The organism is Legionella maioricensis, from assembly GCF_023618015.1.
GTDB classification, from domain to species: Bacteria; Pseudomonadota; Gammaproteobacteria; order Legionellales; family Legionellaceae; genus Legionella; species Legionella maioricensis.
This window is the reverse complement of the sequence record NZ_JAJKBJ010000009.1, coordinates 1-16,715: the sequence shown is the minus strand read 5'-3', so window position 1 is coordinate 16,715 and position 16,715 is coordinate 1. Positions and strand designations below refer to the sequence as shown.

Genomic DNA, 16,715 nt, shown 5'->3' with positions numbered 1-16,715 from the left:
TCACAATACCCGTGAACAGTTCGATTCTTCTTTGCCGTTGTTTCTTAATCCTTTTAGTGAGAAGAATAATGTTTAATAAAACGGAATCCCCTGCCCACAATGCTACGGCACAATCCAGTCATCACGGAGTAGACTTAGACGCAATTTTGATGAAGTTATCTAATCCTGAACAAAAAGTATTAAAACAAATACAAAAACTTCTCGACGATCTAATGTTATCAAATAATCTTCCTTCTAAATTTGATTTAACCATAGAGGATTTTGGCTGGCCTAAAAATGATTATTTGGTTGAGATTAGCAGTGATGCTTTTAAAGCCCTTATTGCTTTGGTATTTAGCTCCCTTCCGTCTCTCCCCGTTTCGCTCACTCTTTCATTAGCTCATTGTCCTATTGGAGATAGTGGTGCAGAACAAATTGCAGAAATCATCACCTCTGCAAGGAACTGCGCTAATTTGACTATTGATTTGTTTAATTGTGGTATTGGAGTAAAGGGTTTTACCGCGATTGCTAATGCTTTGGCTTCCGGACAGTGTAGACTCTCACCTTTAACTCTTGAGCTTGGTCAACAACATTGGGATGGCGAAGATGAGCCTGGGTGGGATGATAATGTCGATGGCCAAATACAACTTGTTGAAGTAATTCGATCCCCACAGTGTCCCAAGGATCTGGTTATTAATTTTAATTATCTTACTGAAGAGTATGCTGAAAAAATCGTTACCGCAATGCGACTCAATACGACCTGCACCATAAAATTCCAAAATATAGATTCGCCTTATGTGAAGAACGTTGTATTCTTAAATGAGAGAAATCGTCTTCTTAAAAAATATCCAGCATATAAAGGAAAGATTATCTCATTTTGTCACGAACAAACAACAACCGATTCTACCCCTAAAGCATTTGGACTTTATCTTTCTGCCAAGAGCTCTGATTTTGATGAGCAGAACACACCCAGTGAAATAGTGCAATTTTTTCTCAATTCCTTATACTGCGCTCCTGGGGCAGATGGCACAGAGGTTTTAACTATCAGGGAAGACAGTGAAAATAAGCAAGATAAAATAGCTGATCTGCAATCCTTATACCTGGCTATTAAAAATAATACAGAATTTACGGCATTTATAAAGCCAAAGATATCAATTTGTAAGATTGAGATGCGAAATCTTATGTTGTTATTAACAACAACTGCCTTACGTAACCAATTGATAAAAAAATTAAAAATAGCAACTAATAGTGAAGTGTTATTAGATATAGGTCAATTTAATTTTCAATTATTGCTTACTCTTCATCATAAAAAATCAGGGATTTCACAAGAGGTGAAAGAACTTTGTACTGAATATGTTACCTGTGTTTTGACTGACGAAATTAATTGCACAACATTTGAGGATGGCATTGAAGTTGATCAAAAAAAACACTCCTATTTTGCTATGGCAGTAAAAACAGGAATAATTCCTGTTGCACGTCAATTGTATTCTAAGTTTACGAATCAACAGTTTTTTTATGATGAAGACGATTTTTATGGCGAGGAATTATATATCAGTGCCATAAAAAGCGAATCGGAAGAAATGATGGTATGGCTCAATGGAATTATGCCCGCAGAGAAAAAATTTATATGTCGAGAAACAATCGAGTCCATCGCGGGAAATTTAGAAAAAGAGAACCTGAGCAAAGGGCTGGTTATTTTAAAAAAATTAGTGGATGATTGTGAAAAAAACATGCTTGAAGAATTAATACGGCGGAAAAATGCTGACCAGTTGAGTTTTTTTCTTAGCAGAATGGAGGTCTGTAAGGCTACCTTGACTGAGTTTATGAGCATTGCCGCTAGTTCAAGTGCAAACAAAGCGGTATTAGAAGTACTTATTGATAGATTGGGCGAGAATTTTGATGTCAATATAATACCAGTAACTGATTTTCTTTATTTAACAAGCTTGAATACCCTCTCTGACGAACAAATTCATGATTTTTTAATCCACCATTATTCACTCTTTAGTAAAGAACAGGCACTGCAATTAATTAGACAAAAACATTGTCCTGAACAATTTATTCTGCAATTTATTGAACTGCATTTGAATAGTCTGACCTCGGAGCATTTAAGTTTTATTGCTCAAGACTATGAGTTATCCCTGGAACTAATAGAGGTGCTGCTTAAACTTTCCCCTGATCAATTAGTTAAAAATGATTTTATTCAATCGCTCTATTTAAAACTTCCAGAGAATCAAAAAATAAGATCGACCATTTTAAGTGAGGAAGTGTCAGAATTGATCCTAAAAGGTAATTCTATTGCTGCCCTCTCTTTACTTATGGCAGTAGGATTTAATCAAAACAAGATAGAAACCATTGCGATTAACAAACGATTAGATTTTATTAGCGTCCTTTTAATCGCAGCCTCATATCCTAATAGTCAAATTGGTAACGACAATTTGGTTGCTATGCTAAAACAAGTACTATCTCAAAATTATTTTCCCTTAAATGATAGGCATCTTGCATTAGCGCAAAAATTAAACAACAAAGACGTTTATGTTTTCCTTTCCAATGAATTTCATGGTGATAGAGTGCCTGTTCCCTCAAAACAACTTGATGCGGTTAAATTTTTTCAAGGGGCAATTCGTACCCATAATCGGATCGCAACTCTTTATTCAACCATGTTTAACAGCCCGGAAAATTCGTATTTGTTTTGGCTTTCTGATAAATCCAAAGAAAGAATGGATGGGGATAAGCTAGAAAAAAACATATGGAAATATATGGCATTCTATACCCGACATCATGCAGTAGAAATGGTAAATGGTCCTGTATTGTGTTTTCTATCACCCTATAGTTTTCAACATATTAAAGAAGCTAGAAATTTAGATAACATATTAAACTGCTCCTATCTTTTATCCGAAAAAGCACGTTCAGATATGGATATGCCAACTTTTTCGACGCTAATTCAGGATTATGATAGAAAGATACAGGATAATCAATTAGTTTGCACTGCCCCTTTTGAGCTATATAACGATAAGGGGCTACATTATGCAAAAATGCGCATCAATTTATCTAAATTACCGATGCCCTACCTGCAACATTGCATTATTAAAATGTTGGATTATGTCGCGCGCGATCATGCTTCGTTTAAAAAAATTGAAATTGCGCCTTCTATTTTTATGACTCTTTTGCGCCAAGCAAATGAAAACCGCACTGAGTCCTCTTATCAGTTCGATTATTATGCTCCTGCAGTTGAACCACAAACTTATATCTTAACCATACCCGGAGAAAATGAGATTTTCCATGGCTTTAAAGGATTTAAAGAAGCGCTTTGCCATTTTTTATCGGTGGTTAATGCGCTTCCAGACACTGGAGACAGTAAAATACTTAAAAGCAAAATACTCGAATATTTTGAGCAATTACATCAAGAGGATAAATTGAATGACCACCTGGATGGGATATTTAAGTATTTATTTAAATACATGGAAATTGATTTTCAACGTGGACTGCCCTTTTCATTGGATTATATTGAAACTGTCTTCATCCGAAATGGTGGAGAACTAAATTTCCAGCTGGTATTGGATCTTGTTCAAAATGGAAATATCAACCAATTCAAAAGAATGTTGGATGAATATCCTTATATATTAGGAAAGCCAATTGTTATTCATGCAATATTAAAATCTGTTCCCGCGTATTATTATCATCAAGTTGCGTCTGTCCTGGAAGAGAAATTCCCAGATGCTTACTTGGTATGCACAAAAAATATGATGGAATTATTTCATAAGAATACTCATGAAATGAGACAATATGTTAATGAAATTGCGAGGAATCAAAGTATTACTACGGATCACAGTTTACTCAAATTAATGCAATTATTGAAAACACATCTGTCAAAAAATCACGAATTGCGCCAATCTCTCATCAAAAGTCATCAAGAAGATGTAAATAATTTGCTCCTTGAGGTCAAAAAATTATATGCTAATATCAGGCATGTTGGCGGCAACTCCAAAATGAATGAACTGTTTACCAATCCACAGATTATGAGTTTACTAACGGGTAAGCATAACGCGGTTATTGCGGCAATTATCGCCCTTGAAATTGAGGCAGAAATTAAAAGCGAACCTTTCTGTGTCAACACCTTGGTAACTGGGACAACCAGCCAACAATCCATGAAATCAGTTACCATTACCTTGGGCAGTATTTTATTCCGGGCATTCAACCAGCCGCCTTTTTTTATGGAGTCCTGCCCCCTCAACTCTCATGATCCCAATATAACCTATCTTGAGATAGACAATCTGAGAAATTATGCGAAGCATAAAGTTATTTTTAATCATTTCTATAATGAGTTAGAAAAGGGGATGTTGGCCCTATGTAATACTTATGGTATTCCGCAAGAAAATGTGGATGATTGTATTGCAAACGCTGATGGATGTTATGCATCCTATTGTATTGATCGTTGGGAAGAATATGAGGATCAACTCACCCAAGTATTAGGCTTTATTGATCAAAGTTTTTGTGGGAATTTAAATATAGTAGATGAGGTCAATCATGGTTTAGCTTTATTGATGAAGTCCTTAGGTATTTCTAAAGTAACATCAAAATCCCGGCAATTACCTACTTTAGAGCAACTGGTTGAAACACTTCTATCCTCCACATTAATATTGCACCCTCATATAGCCCATCTTCTTTTTGATCCCACACATTTTGGTGTTGCATTAACCGGAGGAAAAAAAATTGATAAAATACAGTTGTTGGATGAAGAAATAAGCTTTCATCATCTCATAATGGCGTGTGTGAATAAAATAAGCCAAACGGGTGTTACTCCGGAAAACGCGATTATGGCGGAACAATTGGCGTTAAGAATGAAACAATTGCAGTTTTGGTGTAAAGAAAACCTACCGCAAGAAGTTGTTCCGACAATAGAAACACAAACCTCTCTTGTCCTCTAAGATTTGAGTGATATGCGTTCGGAAAAATAAACTGAGGCAGGGCTTAACAGCCCTGCCTTTAATCTAAAGAATTTTTCACTGGCTTCATTTTCTGAATAATGACCACTCAGACCAGTTGTCGTCATTTAGGCTAGTGCTTCTTCAGCATCTGAAAAAAGTTTCTGACCCTGTCGGAGACAACTGTTATCGTTGATATTGACATACTTATTTGATGCAACTTTTAATGCACCAGCAAAGGTGACATAATGGAATTGTGGCGCCTCGCTTAACCCAGCAGCGAGCACAATCTTTGCTATGTCGTCTCCCGTTTGTGGTCCAGATGGAAAATGTTTGGGGAAATTTGCTCTTAGTGATTTCTCATGCTCATCATAAACAGGAATAACTTAATCTTACCGCGATTTATTGGACACTCGTCTCTGAGAATCAAGCGACCCATTCGACTCAAATGGTGTGCGGTAGTCAATAGCAGAATGCATTCTATTTTTACTGTAATACACTTCCAAGTATTGAAATATACTATGTCTAGCCTGTTCACGGTTTGTATTCCTAAAAACTCAACCATATAAGAATCTCTAAAAGCATTTTTGGCTCCTCTCTAATGTGCTGGATACTCGACCAGGATTGAGAATAAGGCGCTCGTAAAGAGCCAACTTAAGCTGTCGTTCTAACTCCCGTTTTGTCCAACTCTCGTTGATACTTTTACGCAAATAAAACTCACGTTCTTCGATACTTTTGCATTGAGCAAGCAAGCGTAGGCTGGGCTGTAAAGCCCAGTGACCGATCTTGAGCATAACCTAGAAATTGATTACTAGCTCGAAAACAGAATATTAATTCAAGTATCAATCCATTCATCAAATCATTTGCTGGGCTTTACAGCCCAGCCTACGTTTGCTTTATATTCGAGATTAAAACCCATTTTATCAGCTGCTTCTTTAATCAAATCTGCTTAATTGCTCATTTGACACGTCCAAAATGTTCGAATCCATGATTATGAGTATAGATATTTTTAATAGTTTGAAGGTTGTCTATTCATTAATAAATTAGCGAACTAACTAAAACTCAGTGATTAATGTACTATAAAATCACTTTTCCTGGTTAAATGGACAAGGTTGTCTGCACTTAAAAGATTTGATGTTCTATCAGTTTGCACTTCACAATGATGGGGTATTGGGATGCCCTGAATCTTATTCTAGTATCTTAGTTAAAGTAAATCACAATTCCTCAAGCTAGTTCTTTTCTTAAATAAATTCTATCATGACCGTTTAAGTAATTTTTTATGGTTCCAAGGTGTTTATATCCTTTTTTGAGGTAAAATTGCTCGGCCTGAAAACTAAATGTATCTAATGTGGACACAACGATATTTCGCTTTAATGCCTCTGCCTCAACATGATTAAGTAATTTTGTGCCGAGACCTTTCTCTCTATAGTTTTCCTCAATCCATATCACGTCGACATAAATAGAACTTATGTAAGCATAGACAATAGCACCACCAATAATTTTACCACTTTCATCTTTTAGATAAACAGAGTACTGCTCCGGTATACCACCCATAAATGAATCATTGAAGCTCAAAATCCCCTGCCGAATAAATTTGTTTTGTTCTTCAAGCGTTTTGATATCTGTTACAAGTTCAAATCGATAAGACATGTATTAGTCCTCTTTTTCATTATTATTCTCCTATTAATGTGTTTTGGAGACAGTTAATGTTATTTATTGTGCTATTTTGATACAATGCTTTTTTTAAATAAATATATACTCTATGAATACACCCACTTCCGTTTCAGCCACCCAAGAACTAAGAGCACTGCTTGAGATCGATAATGCTAACAGGCGAGCGTCTTGGTATAATTGTCTAACAAATTGCCTACCCTATGCTATCTTCACTAGTGGTGAACCTGAGATCATCTTCAATCCCGCAGGCCTCACGTATTATAATCTTGAGCTTACTGGTATAGTTGAAGATCACAGTATCATAAAAAGCTATACTATTCCTGAGCTCATCGATGCCTTCTTAATCAACGAAGGGGTTGGCATAGTCATTGAGGCACGTAATCCAAAACAAGCTATCGATCTCAGCTATGGCGACATCCTAGGTTATCATCTCTATCGGACATTTGCTGAACCAGAAGAGCACCTATTCAATACAAATAAACCGCATGTTTCTATTATTCGAGAAGGGATAGATATCCTCATCAGTGACGTGCCGAAGCAGATCCTCCCCACTAACTCAATAGAATTACTTGAAGCAATCATGCAGCATTACGGTCTCAACGATCCCAAAGTCAAGCTCATCTATCTTCCAGAAACCGAACAGCATGAGTTAGTCTTTTCGATTGACAAGAATCAATTAGCACCCAGCAAAATACAAGCACTACTCCAAAAACTAGGTTGGTTTTTACCAAGGTATTATTCCTATTTGGTTTGTGACCTGAACAACGTTTCTCCTCTAGTTGAAACACACTAAAACCAAGTTAGTAGTTTGCGGGTTGGCTCCAGCCAATTGTTCTGAACAGTTTTTCCCTTATGTGTATTCTAGAATCTTAATCGCGTTGCAAATTTTATAACAATAAATTTTATGGCACTCATAGCCTTGGCAACATTAAATTGGAATAAAATCGGGGGGTTCGCCCCTGCCCACAAACAAAACACATTTAAAAAAAGTAGAATATGAGGCGGAAGGTGATCAGAAGGCATTAGCCATGTTGAAGAAAATTTCGCCCGTGGCTTGGCAACATATTCATTTTCATGGGCATTTTATTTTTTCGGGGGATAAGATCATTGATCTTGATGAAATAATAAATAAAATATTCTTGAATGGCGTAAAAAAGAAAACCGTGATCAAAAGTAGTCCGGAAATTTCGACGGTTCCGGGCTAGAACCCCTATCTACATAATTTTTTTGAACGGACATTTCTGTGCAGTGTCTTAAAACACCTTCAATCATGGCTGAAACTTCAGAGCTTGATACACTTTTAGTTGTGAGTGAATACAACAGGCATTTTTTTCAACATGCCAGTAAATCATCACGCCTCTTCCTCCATAGCGATTATGGTATTCTGAAATCAGATTTTGAAAGTAGGCTGAAAACTGCGTGGAATCACTGGCAACAGCTATTGGCATGCCGCCCCATATCTCTTCTAGCCTTATTTTAAATAATGCATTTGCTACTTTACTCTGTGCATTTTTTAAATTATCAGGGGATAAAAAATAGTTTTTAATATGTCGAAGCTGGTGGTCACTGACATGCGGATTTCCAGCGCACATATGTTTTAATCCAACATTTGTGCCCATCCCATAGATAGAAAGTAAGATCCTTTCTGAAATTTCATTTGGTTTTAAATAGGTTTTCTGGCCATAAGAAATAAAATCATGGGTAAACCGATTTTCCAAATCGACTTCTTTAAACATATCAATTAGATTGGTTCCTTTGATAATATCAACCACAATATAAAAGTCGGAACTATATTTTTGTGAAGGAGTATCGAGTGAAAGGGAAACTACTAAGATCATTATTTGTTGATGAACTGATTACCGCCCCTGGTGTTTTTGATGGACTTTCAGCAAAGCTAGCCACCCAAGAAGGTTTTAAAGCAATCTATGCTAGTGGAGGTGCAATAGCAAGAAGTACAGGTAGACCTGATATAGGGTTACTTTCACTAACTGAAGTAGCACAACGAATGCACGAAATAGCTAACGCCACTCATCTACCCGTGATTGCTGATGCTGATACGGGTTTTGGCAATGAATTAAATACTGTACGAACAGTTCAAGAGTTTGAACAAGCTGGAGTAGCCGCAATACACATTGAAGATCAAACCTTTCCTAAACGATGCGGACACCTATCGGGGAAAACCTTAATCTCTAAAGAAGAGATGGGTATTAAAATCCGTACGGCAATTAAAGCCCGCTCACAAACTGATTTTCTTATTATTGCTAGAACAGATGCAATAGCTGTAGAGGGCTTTTCTAAAGCAATTGAAAGATCGAGGTATTATCTAGATGCAGGAGCAGATATGATTTTCGTAGAAGCCCCTGAAACAATAGAACAGATTGAAAAAATTGCAACTGCTATTGCACAACCAAAAGTTATTAACATGTTTTATGGTGGCAAAACCCCTCTCGTATCCTCAGAAGAATTAAGACAAATGGGTTATAATATCGCCATTATCCCTTCTGATTTACAACGCGCTGCGATGAAAGCAATGCAGCAAACATTAAAAGCCCTCCAAATACATGGTAATAGCTCAAGTATTGCTAATACTCTTTTATCTTTTAAAGAACGTGAAGAGATTATAGAAACTGATAAATTTTTTAAATTCGTGACGACTCTGGAATCGACTTAAATTTAATCTATTAAATGTGAATTTAAAATTACTTGAGGGTAGATTTTGCATCAGGGCGCAAGTTCCGGAGCGCTAGGCCATGATGGAAAATTTTTTATCATGTTAATATGATATCGCGTACATTGTTTGTCTAAACTTGAAATCCCACTTTTTGGAGGTTCTTCAGCACGACCCCTAAAGAAATCGGAGTACATGAATCAACCATCAGCCGTGAGTTAAAACGTACCTTTGTACGTACAAGGCTTGGATCATGGCAATATAAACCTGACTATGCTCAAAACAACGCTAATCAGCGACATAAAAACAAAAATAAATTTATAAAATTTACTGATTATGGGGTTAAATTACAGAAACGGGGCTCAGTTCGCCTTTGCCCCGTTTCTGTAATTTAACCCAAAATTCAAGCTTTATGGAAAGCTGGTTAATCGGCTAATAGAATACGAAGACAATGTTTGTTACTCTGTAGATAGATATGAGCTGGTAGATAAAGGATAGATCATACAAACTGAAATTGAGATATTTAATGTTCGATTTTATGATGATCCTTTAGATTTGACTGATATGCTTAAAGAAGTAGTTTTCAGAGAAATTAAAACGATTAAAGCTTTTGATAGACTTAGCAATCCTGATGAAAGTGATTCTAGCCCTGTGGATGAATATAGGAAGTAATTCTAATAAATGTGTTGCATTAGCGAGTTGAATTCACGCTTAAAATCAATATATTAGGTCTGATTATCTCGTTTATCAGACTTAAGAAATTTGTCTGCTCCGCGGATTAATGCCTTCTTCTTCCCCGTCTTTTGTTTTACGATAAAATAAAATGTTCTGATAAAAAACTTATTATTTATCTGGAAATAATTTTTGAATATCCTTTTCAGTAATATTATCTTTAAGATAATTATTAATTTTTTTCCGGAATTCACTTCCATTACAATCATCTAGTTTTTCAGAAAATAGTTTTGCTATTTCAGGATAATGCACGAATATGTATGAATTTAAAAAGGAAGTTATTTTCTTTTTGTTTTTTCTCCTTTCATCCTTTAATTGCTTTTCAACGGCGCGTTGAAGTAAATCGTCAATAGTGGCGGTGTCGTCGTCTATAGATAAAATTTCATCAACTAACTTATCACACTGAATTCTGGTAGTTTTTATCTTTTTTAACTCAAGTTCAATAAACTCAGTTAATGTATACTCATATCCAGATAAATCATCAGTCGCAATTCTCGAATATAATTTCCCCATTGTAAACCCGAGCTTATTACGAAACTGATCGCTTAATGTGCCGACTCTATTCTCAAGTAAATCTTCATAGTGATCATTCCTTAATGGATAATTAACAGAGAGGACAGCAATCATGTGTGACTCAAAAAATTGAGTATTTGGTAAAAAAAAATAATTTTTAGGATCAGAGTTTTTTATTAATTTTATTAATTTTTGTGACAAACCTTCATATTGATTTTCTGTTATTAAGGTAAATCCATTTTTTTTCTTTGCAAAAGAATCAATTACTCTACTTAAATATCTTTCAAAAGAGCTAAGAACACAAATATTTATATGATCAACTTTACAACTTCGACCTTCACCTTTGAACAAATCACAACATTGGCTTAAAATCATTCCAAATCTTTTCTGGTCTGGTTTTATAATTCCAGGGAAATAAGAATCAAAATTATTTTTGAGATTACCGTCTAATAAAATAATGTCGCCTTGTCTAAGAACAGTAGGACTACTAACACTCCCGTATAAATAGTCAGGCAACATGATTGACTACTCAAATTTTGATAAAGTGTCGTCAAATTTTATTCGTTCTAATACTCTCTTATTAGTTTCATCACGTATTTTTTGAATTTTTTCTGCAGCTAGTTTTTTGATTAAATCATCAATAAACTCTGTTTTTTTTATCTTTTCAGCATCATTACCACTCATGATGACTCCATTTATTTCATATAATATATATATTGTACAATTATAGTATCAAAATCGCTCTTTTGGATATCATTATTAGTATAATAATTGGCAAACAGCATAAAATACCCTTCGCATGACTAAACTCAGTGCCATAAAAAGAGCAGATCTTCCCAACGTTGGTTCACGCCTATTGAGGGACAAAAAAATATGCAGTAAGAATCCAACAGATTTGAAAAAACTACACCCTAAAGTAACCCATTAATTCCATGTCTTTCAACTATATTGAGCAACTTTAAAATAGCTCCATGAGCATGGCGTTTTCCTTGCTCTAAGCCACGAATCATTGCTGGACTGACATTTAGATACTTTGCAAATACAGACTGGCTTAAACTCTGTTTCTTTCGTAACTGCTGAATTTCATCTCCAGTAAATTCATGTATTACCGGAAGATCATCTTCAGTTAAGTTTCTTAATGTTTTTTTATCAATAATTTCAGCATTATAAAGACCTTGCGCAAGGTCATTAATAGTATCTTGAATATTAGCCATTTGTGTTCACCTCACAAAGTTCACCTAGATTGATTAATTTACTAATCTGCTCATCAGTTAGAGCAAACATAATATCAGCCAAATGTTTTAGCTTTTTAAGTTCAGAAGTTGTCACATTTCCTTTATCATTTTTAGAAAATAAATGTAACCAATAGACTCCATTATCATTTTTAAAAGCGAGGATACTTCTTGAACCTCCACTTTTTCCGCGTCCCTCTTTTGTTGCAATTCTTAATTTATAAAGTCCCGCTCCTAAAGAAAATTTTAGCTGATCATCCCTATGTAGCTTAAAAAAATTGTTTAAAGTCTCAACTAAAATTTCATCTTGTAAATCAACTTTGTTTGCTTCATTGTTGAATTTTTTTATTTTTAAATGTCTCATGAAAACAGTCCGATTATGATACATGGTATTATAATACATAGTATTACATTTTTCCATATTTATGGATAAATTATTTAATAGCTGCGGTTACTCTGAGTATGAAAGAAGAAAAATTATTTTTCTTACTTATGAAGAATCTGCTAATCAATTAGGCGATAAAACGAGGATTTATTTATAATATATGGATAAATACATCTATCTAATGTAAAAGGCTAATTATAAGTGCAATTATAGATATCAATACTGAGATAAAAGCATAAATGTTCGCCCATTTTGCCTTCTTCTGAGCTTTTTCTGCTAAATCATTTGATTTTATTGCACACTCCAGCATTTTTTCGTTATCAATTTCCTCTTGCCTTTCTATTAATATCTGCCTTTTCCACTCCGCATATAATTCTTTTTTATTTAAAAGATTTCGTATTTCATCAGGACTCTTGCTTTGTATTTCAGTACGGTAATTTTGTCGTTCATCTATTGTTGGCATATTGATTTTCCTAATATTTTATTTTTTCATTTATAGTAATTTTAGCCTTTATTTAAAAAGAATTAATAGATTTTAGGGATTAATCATCTCTATCACTCGTTAAGGAAACGGGGGTTTTCTTGCCTCCCCTACCTTTCCAAAAAATGAAATTTATAATCTTTATAAAACATGCTTCTGATAAGTTAATAAATATGGTTTACTTATCTAAGTTAATTTATAATTGGCTTTAACGAGATAGTTAACTTAAGAAGAAAAGAATGCTAATTGGATATGCTCGAGTTTCTACTGATGATCAAAATTTAAACTTACAACATGATGCTTTAAAAAATGCTGGTTGTGAGCGAATTTTTGATGATCAAGTTACAGGAAGCAAAATTCAACGGCCTGGATTAGAAGCAGCGTTAGAATTTGCTCGCGAGGGTGATGCATTTGTTGTTTGGCGTTTAGATCGATTAAGTCGATCACTCAAAGATTTAATCGAAATGGTCGCTCTACTCGACTCAAAAAAAATTGGATTAAGAAGCCTTCATGAATCTATTGATACTTCCTCTAGTTCTGGGAAATTAATTTTTCATATTTTTGGTGCACTTGCAGAGTTTGAAAGAAATTTAATTCGAGAAAGAACCCACGCAGGTTTAGCTGCAGCTCGAGCTAGAGGAAAAAAAGGTGGTCGACCTAAAAAACTTTCTGCAGATAAAACACAATTGGCAATTCAACTATATGAAAGCAAAACTTATAGCATTACTAAAATTTGTGAATTGATTGGTGTATCAAAGCCCACACTATACAAATATATTACCGCTGCGGGTACCCAGTAGTTAATACAACTTTTAATTTAACTCTACCCGAGCAGAACGTGACGATGGTTAGCACGCAAATTGATTAATACATTAAGGTATTATTATGAGCTTAAATCTCCTAGAAAAACAAATGTTCGATGAGTTTATCCATAAGCTTGAAAATGATGGACAGTTACCCAACTCATTAGTTGCAGATATAAAAAAACTTCATTTAACCGATAAACTGGCAACAGGTGATGCTCTAAAAAAATTACTTGAAGAATTTCAACCTTACGAGACTTTTCCTAATGAAGATAAATCAACTTAAAATTTGTTCTTTTCGCGGAATAATAAATTTTGAAGCAGTAATTGATTCAAAAAGTATGGTTATTGACGGGCCAAATGGTACAGGTAAGAGTGGAATTATTGATGCAATTGATTTTCTTCTTACTGGCGATCTTCAAAGGCTACGAGGGGAAGGAACCAAAGGTTTGTCAGTAGATAATCATGGCAAACATATAGACAAAAATATCGAAGATGTATTTATTGAAGCAGAAATTGAAGACAATAAACAGACATATCGAATACGACGAGAATTAAAAGATAAAAAATTAAAACTTCTTAATGGATCCAAAGATTCTTTTACTAATCTGAAGAATAAATTTGAATCAGGTCAGTTCCTTCTTTCTAGAAGAGAGCTTCTTAAATTTATTGCCTGCACTGGTCAAAAGCGTTCAGAGGAAATCCAAGCTTTACTCGATACAAACGGAATAGAGAAAATCAGAAAGAATTTAACTTCCGTAGTCAGTGCTTTCGAAAAAAATGTTCAAGCACTAGAATCAACCATTACTTTAAATCAGAGCGAGATAAATGTACATTTAGAGACCGGCAACAATACAAATGAACAACACAATAAGATTAATGCACTCAGAAATAAACTGCAAAAACCTCCGATTGATAATTGGCATGATAAAACCAATATCATTGGTGATCTATCAATCGCGATCCTAAATGAGACCGGTATAACCAAACAAAGTAAATCTAGTTTTGAAAAAAAGATAGAGTTAATTTTACCGGAAAACAATCCCATTCCCAAATACAATGCTAAATCCAATATAAAACAGGAAATTGTTTCTGTGCTGAATGAAATAGAAACAATAAATGACTTTCACAGGGTAATAACTGGGCACGATTTGCTTTCGAAGGGGCTAGAGCTAATTGAAAATAACACCTGCCCACTTTGTGACACAGATTGGAACGGCAGAGACCTTGAACGTCATTTGAAAGAAAAAAAATCACTTACTGAGAAAGCAGTATGTTTAAAAAAAGAGTATGACCTTTTAGCTCAGCAATATATATCGTCTCTACAATATCTTACTTCAAATTGTAAAACGATTATTTCCTCCCTATCAACCGAAAAGGATATTAAATTAATTCAAATGGTCGATAGTATTATTGAAACAGTTCAGTCCAGAATTTCCACATTAGGTGAGATTACCGATTCAGTTTTAATTAAGAATAAAATTTATACCGAAGAATATCTTATAGATATACCCGATATTGCAACTGTTATTTCGGAATTAAATACGTTAAAAAATACACTTCCAGTCCAGACAGAAGAAGAGCAAGCTCTCAACACTCTTCATCAAGTAGCTGGTTTATTAAAAAATATTTCAACTACGAAAGAAAAGCTAAAAATAGGAAGGCTTCAGTATAACTTGGCGAACGCAATTAAAACTCATTTTTTGAACGCTAGGGAACAATTTTTTGATAGCATGTTTTCTGATATTGAGAGTGATTTTATCGCATATTATAAATTTCTTAACCAAGACGAAGATAAATTCACTGCAAAAATTATTGATAATGAAAAGTCTATAGATTTACAAGTCGATTTTTATGATCGCGGCCTCCATTCACCTCATGCAATGCATAGCGAAGGACATCAAGACAGCATGGGAATTTGTTTATTTTTAGCCTTAATGAAAAAACTAAAAGGAAATCAGTTTACGCTTGCCTTACTAGATGATGTGATGATGTCAATTGACACTGGGCATAGAAGAAGGTTATGCGAGTTATTAAAAAATGATTTTTCTACAACTCAATTCGTTATTACAACCCATGATCCTATTTGGGCTCGTCAATTAAAAGAATTTGAAATCGTAAGAAAAAAGAATACTTTCCATTTTCTTAATTGGAGTTTAGAAACTGGGCCAGTGTTTGAAGCAAAAGAACTATGGGAAATACTACGGGAAAAAGCACGTTTTGGTTATGTTCATGAAGCAGCAGCAGGATTAAGAAGAAATTTAGAACAAGAATTTCAAGAGATTTGCAGCAACTTGCATGCAAAGGTAACATTTAAAGCTTCACATTCTTGGGAGCTGGGTGAGCTAAAAGATGCGGCAATATCAACATTTAAAGAACTTTTGAACAAAGCAAAAGACGCTACAAACTCTTGGGGAAATCAGAATGCGATGGAAAAAATTAAACTTATTTCTGAAAACCTGGTGATGTGTATAAAGTTATCTCAAGTTGATTCTTGGCAGATAAATCCAGCAGTGCATTACAATCAATGGGGAATTTTTTCAAAAGAAGAGATAATTGCAACCATTGACGCAATGGAAAAATTAATTTTAGCATTTAGTTCCAGCGAAAATTCAAAATACTTTCTAACTTTTAAAGAGGGAGCACATCAGCCCATAGCTATTAGCTCTATTGATGGCGCAGATAACTTCACACTCATTAAAAAAAATGATTAATCTTTATTAAACAAACAGAATGACCTGCATAAGGCTTGGTGAGAACAATGAGTAGCTCATTAAAATGGATCGTTTTATGAACCATTGGAACATATCAATAGAGTGTAATCTAAGAGGTTTTATTATTTTTTTTTGGAATTACTCGGCTACATTTATCGCAATAAAAAGGTTTTCTAGCTTCTAGCCAAGAACGAGGGTGTTCATGTCTATAAATATAAGACGGAATAACAATCGATTTTGAATTATGAGTAATTGGATTGTGCGAGCAATCCTCAAATTTAAAGCGCTTAAGCAAATATATTTCTATCCATATACAGATAAAGTGATTTAGGTAAGATCGAAGATCTTTATCAGATAATTTTTCCAGGGGCATCCTTATTGTGAGAAGTGTTGGAATTCCACAGTGAATCAAAATGTTATGAATTTTAGTTTTAAGCATCTGGGAAGGAATATGCCTAACAATATAGACAACATATTCACCGCCAAAAGAGGAGTACCCAATTTGTTCTATAGCACGCCGTTTATCTGTATGAAAACAAATTTCATCACGCCAATCCATCTCTTTGATAAAAGCTCTTGCTTTTTCTAACCCAATTTTAAATGCGTGGGGAT

At 34.6% G+C, this 16,715-nt stretch carries 15 protein-coding genes and 2 pseudogenes; 8 read left to right on the top strand and 9 right to left on the bottom strand.

The features are described from left to right. The first annotated feature begins 68 nt into the window (after window positions 1–68). Window positions 69–4,904 carry a leucine-rich repeat domain-containing protein gene (locus LOX96_RS08920; protein ID WP_250421121.1) on the top strand — a complete coding sequence of 1,612 codons (4,836 nt, stop codon included), beginning with the start codon at window positions 69–71 and terminating at the stop codon, window positions 4,902–4,904. 572 nt (window positions 4,905–5,476) lie between these two features. Here LOX96_RS08920 and LOX96_RS17700 read toward each other — a convergent pair. Beyond that, window positions 5,477–5,695, bottom strand: coding sequence for a DUF1016 N-terminal domain-containing protein (locus LOX96_RS17700; RefSeq protein WP_431606631.1), 219 nt, complete (start codon window positions 5,693–5,695; stop codon window positions 5,477–5,479). 430 nt (window positions 5,696–6,125) lie between these two features. Further along, window positions 6,126–6,551 carry a GNAT family N-acetyltransferase gene (locus LOX96_RS08915; RefSeq protein WP_250421120.1) on the bottom strand — a complete coding sequence of 142 codons (426 nt, stop codon included), beginning with the start codon at window positions 6,549–6,551 and terminating at the stop codon, window positions 6,126–6,128. A 112-nt stretch (window positions 6,552–6,663) separates the two neighbouring features. Here LOX96_RS08915 and LOX96_RS08910 point away from each other — a divergent pair, with 112 nt between their 5' ends. Together LOX96_RS08910 and LOX96_RS08905 are read left to right on the top strand one after the other, a co-directional pair. Next, window positions 6,664–7,368: a hypothetical protein gene (locus LOX96_RS08910; protein WP_250421119.1), complete on the top strand. Its 705-nt coding sequence runs from the start codon at window positions 6,664–6,666 to the stop codon at window positions 7,366–7,368. Window positions 7,369–7,603: 235 nt separating this feature from the next. Beyond that, a complete protein-coding gene (locus LOX96_RS08905) occupies window positions 7,604–7,780 on the top strand; it encodes a hypothetical protein (RefSeq protein WP_250421118.1) in 177 nt (58 codons plus the stop codon). A gap of 7 nt (window positions 7,781–7,787) precedes the next feature. Here LOX96_RS08905 and LOX96_RS08900 read toward each other — a convergent pair. After that, window positions 7,788–8,311: pseudogene (locus LOX96_RS08900) on the bottom strand (Tn3 family transposase); the annotation flags it as partial. 77 nt (window positions 8,312–8,388) lie between these two features. On the opposite strand from LOX96_RS08900, the gene LOX96_RS08895 reads away from it, so the two are divergent. After that, on the top strand, window positions 8,389–9,246 hold the full coding sequence (locus LOX96_RS08895; protein WP_250421116.1) for an isocitrate lyase/PEP mutase family protein: 858 nt from the start codon (window positions 8,389–8,391) through the stop codon (window positions 9,244–9,246). Between the two features lie 173 nt (window positions 9,247–9,419). Continuing rightward, a pseudogene (locus tag LOX96_RS17695) lies at window positions 9,420–9,578 on the top strand (IS30 family transposase); the annotation flags it as partial. Window positions 9,579–10,086: 508 nt separating this feature from the next. On the opposite strand, the gene LOX96_RS08890 reads toward LOX96_RS17695, so the two are convergent. From LOX96_RS08890 to LOX96_RS08870, 5 genes are all read right to left on the bottom strand, one after another. Continuing rightward, window positions 10,087–11,007, bottom strand: coding sequence for a hypothetical protein (locus LOX96_RS08890; RefSeq protein ID WP_250421115.1), 921 nt, complete (start codon window positions 11,005–11,007; stop codon window positions 10,087–10,089). 6 nt (window positions 11,008–11,013) lie between these two features. Next, complete coding sequence (locus LOX96_RS08885) at window positions 11,014–11,172, bottom strand: hypothetical protein (RefSeq protein WP_250421114.1); 159 nt, start codon at window positions 11,170–11,172, stop codon at window positions 11,014–11,016. A 227-nt stretch (window positions 11,173–11,399) separates the two neighbouring features. After that, the gene (locus LOX96_RS08880; protein WP_250421113.1) at window positions 11,400–11,702 is read right to left on the bottom strand and encodes a helix-turn-helix domain-containing protein; all 303 of its coding nucleotides are present in this window, start codon (window positions 11,700–11,702) and stop codon (window positions 11,400–11,402) included. Beyond that, window positions 11,695–12,084, bottom strand: coding sequence for a type II toxin-antitoxin system RelE/ParE family toxin (locus LOX96_RS08875; RefSeq protein ID WP_250421112.1), 390 nt, complete (start codon window positions 12,082–12,084; stop codon window positions 11,695–11,697). Before LOX96_RS08875 ends, LOX96_RS08880 begins: the two co-directional genes overlap by 8 nt. 199 nt (window positions 12,085–12,283) lie before the next feature. Beyond that, window positions 12,284–12,568 carry a hypothetical protein gene (locus LOX96_RS08870; protein WP_250421111.1) on the bottom strand — a complete coding sequence of 95 codons (285 nt, stop codon included), beginning with the start codon at window positions 12,566–12,568 and terminating at the stop codon, window positions 12,284–12,286. Window positions 12,569–12,825: 257 nt separating this feature from the next. On the opposite strand from LOX96_RS08870, the gene LOX96_RS08865 reads away from it, so the two are divergent. The 3 genes from LOX96_RS08865 (at window position 12,826) to LOX96_RS08855 (ending at window position 16,103) form a co-directional block, all read left to right on the top strand. Further along, on the top strand, window positions 12,826–13,386 hold the full coding sequence (locus LOX96_RS08865) for a recombinase family protein (RefSeq protein ID WP_250421110.1): 561 nt from the start codon (window positions 12,826–12,828) through the stop codon (window positions 13,384–13,386). A gap of 85 nt (window positions 13,387–13,471) precedes the next feature. Then, window positions 13,472–13,675, top strand: coding sequence for a hypothetical protein (locus LOX96_RS08860; protein WP_250421109.1), 204 nt, complete (start codon window positions 13,472–13,474; stop codon window positions 13,673–13,675). Next, on the top strand, window positions 13,656–16,103 hold the full coding sequence (locus LOX96_RS08855; protein ID WP_250421108.1) for an AAA family ATPase: 2,448 nt from the start codon (window positions 13,656–13,658) through the stop codon (window positions 16,101–16,103). Before LOX96_RS08860 ends, LOX96_RS08855 begins: the two co-directional genes overlap by 20 nt. 109 nt (window positions 16,104–16,212) lie before the next feature. Here the strand turns inward: LOX96_RS08855 and LOX96_RS08850 are convergent. Further along, window positions 16,213–16,715, bottom strand: a 503-nt coding sequence (locus LOX96_RS08850; RefSeq protein ID WP_250456360.1) for a hypothetical protein, incomplete at its 5' end; no start/stop codon positions are given.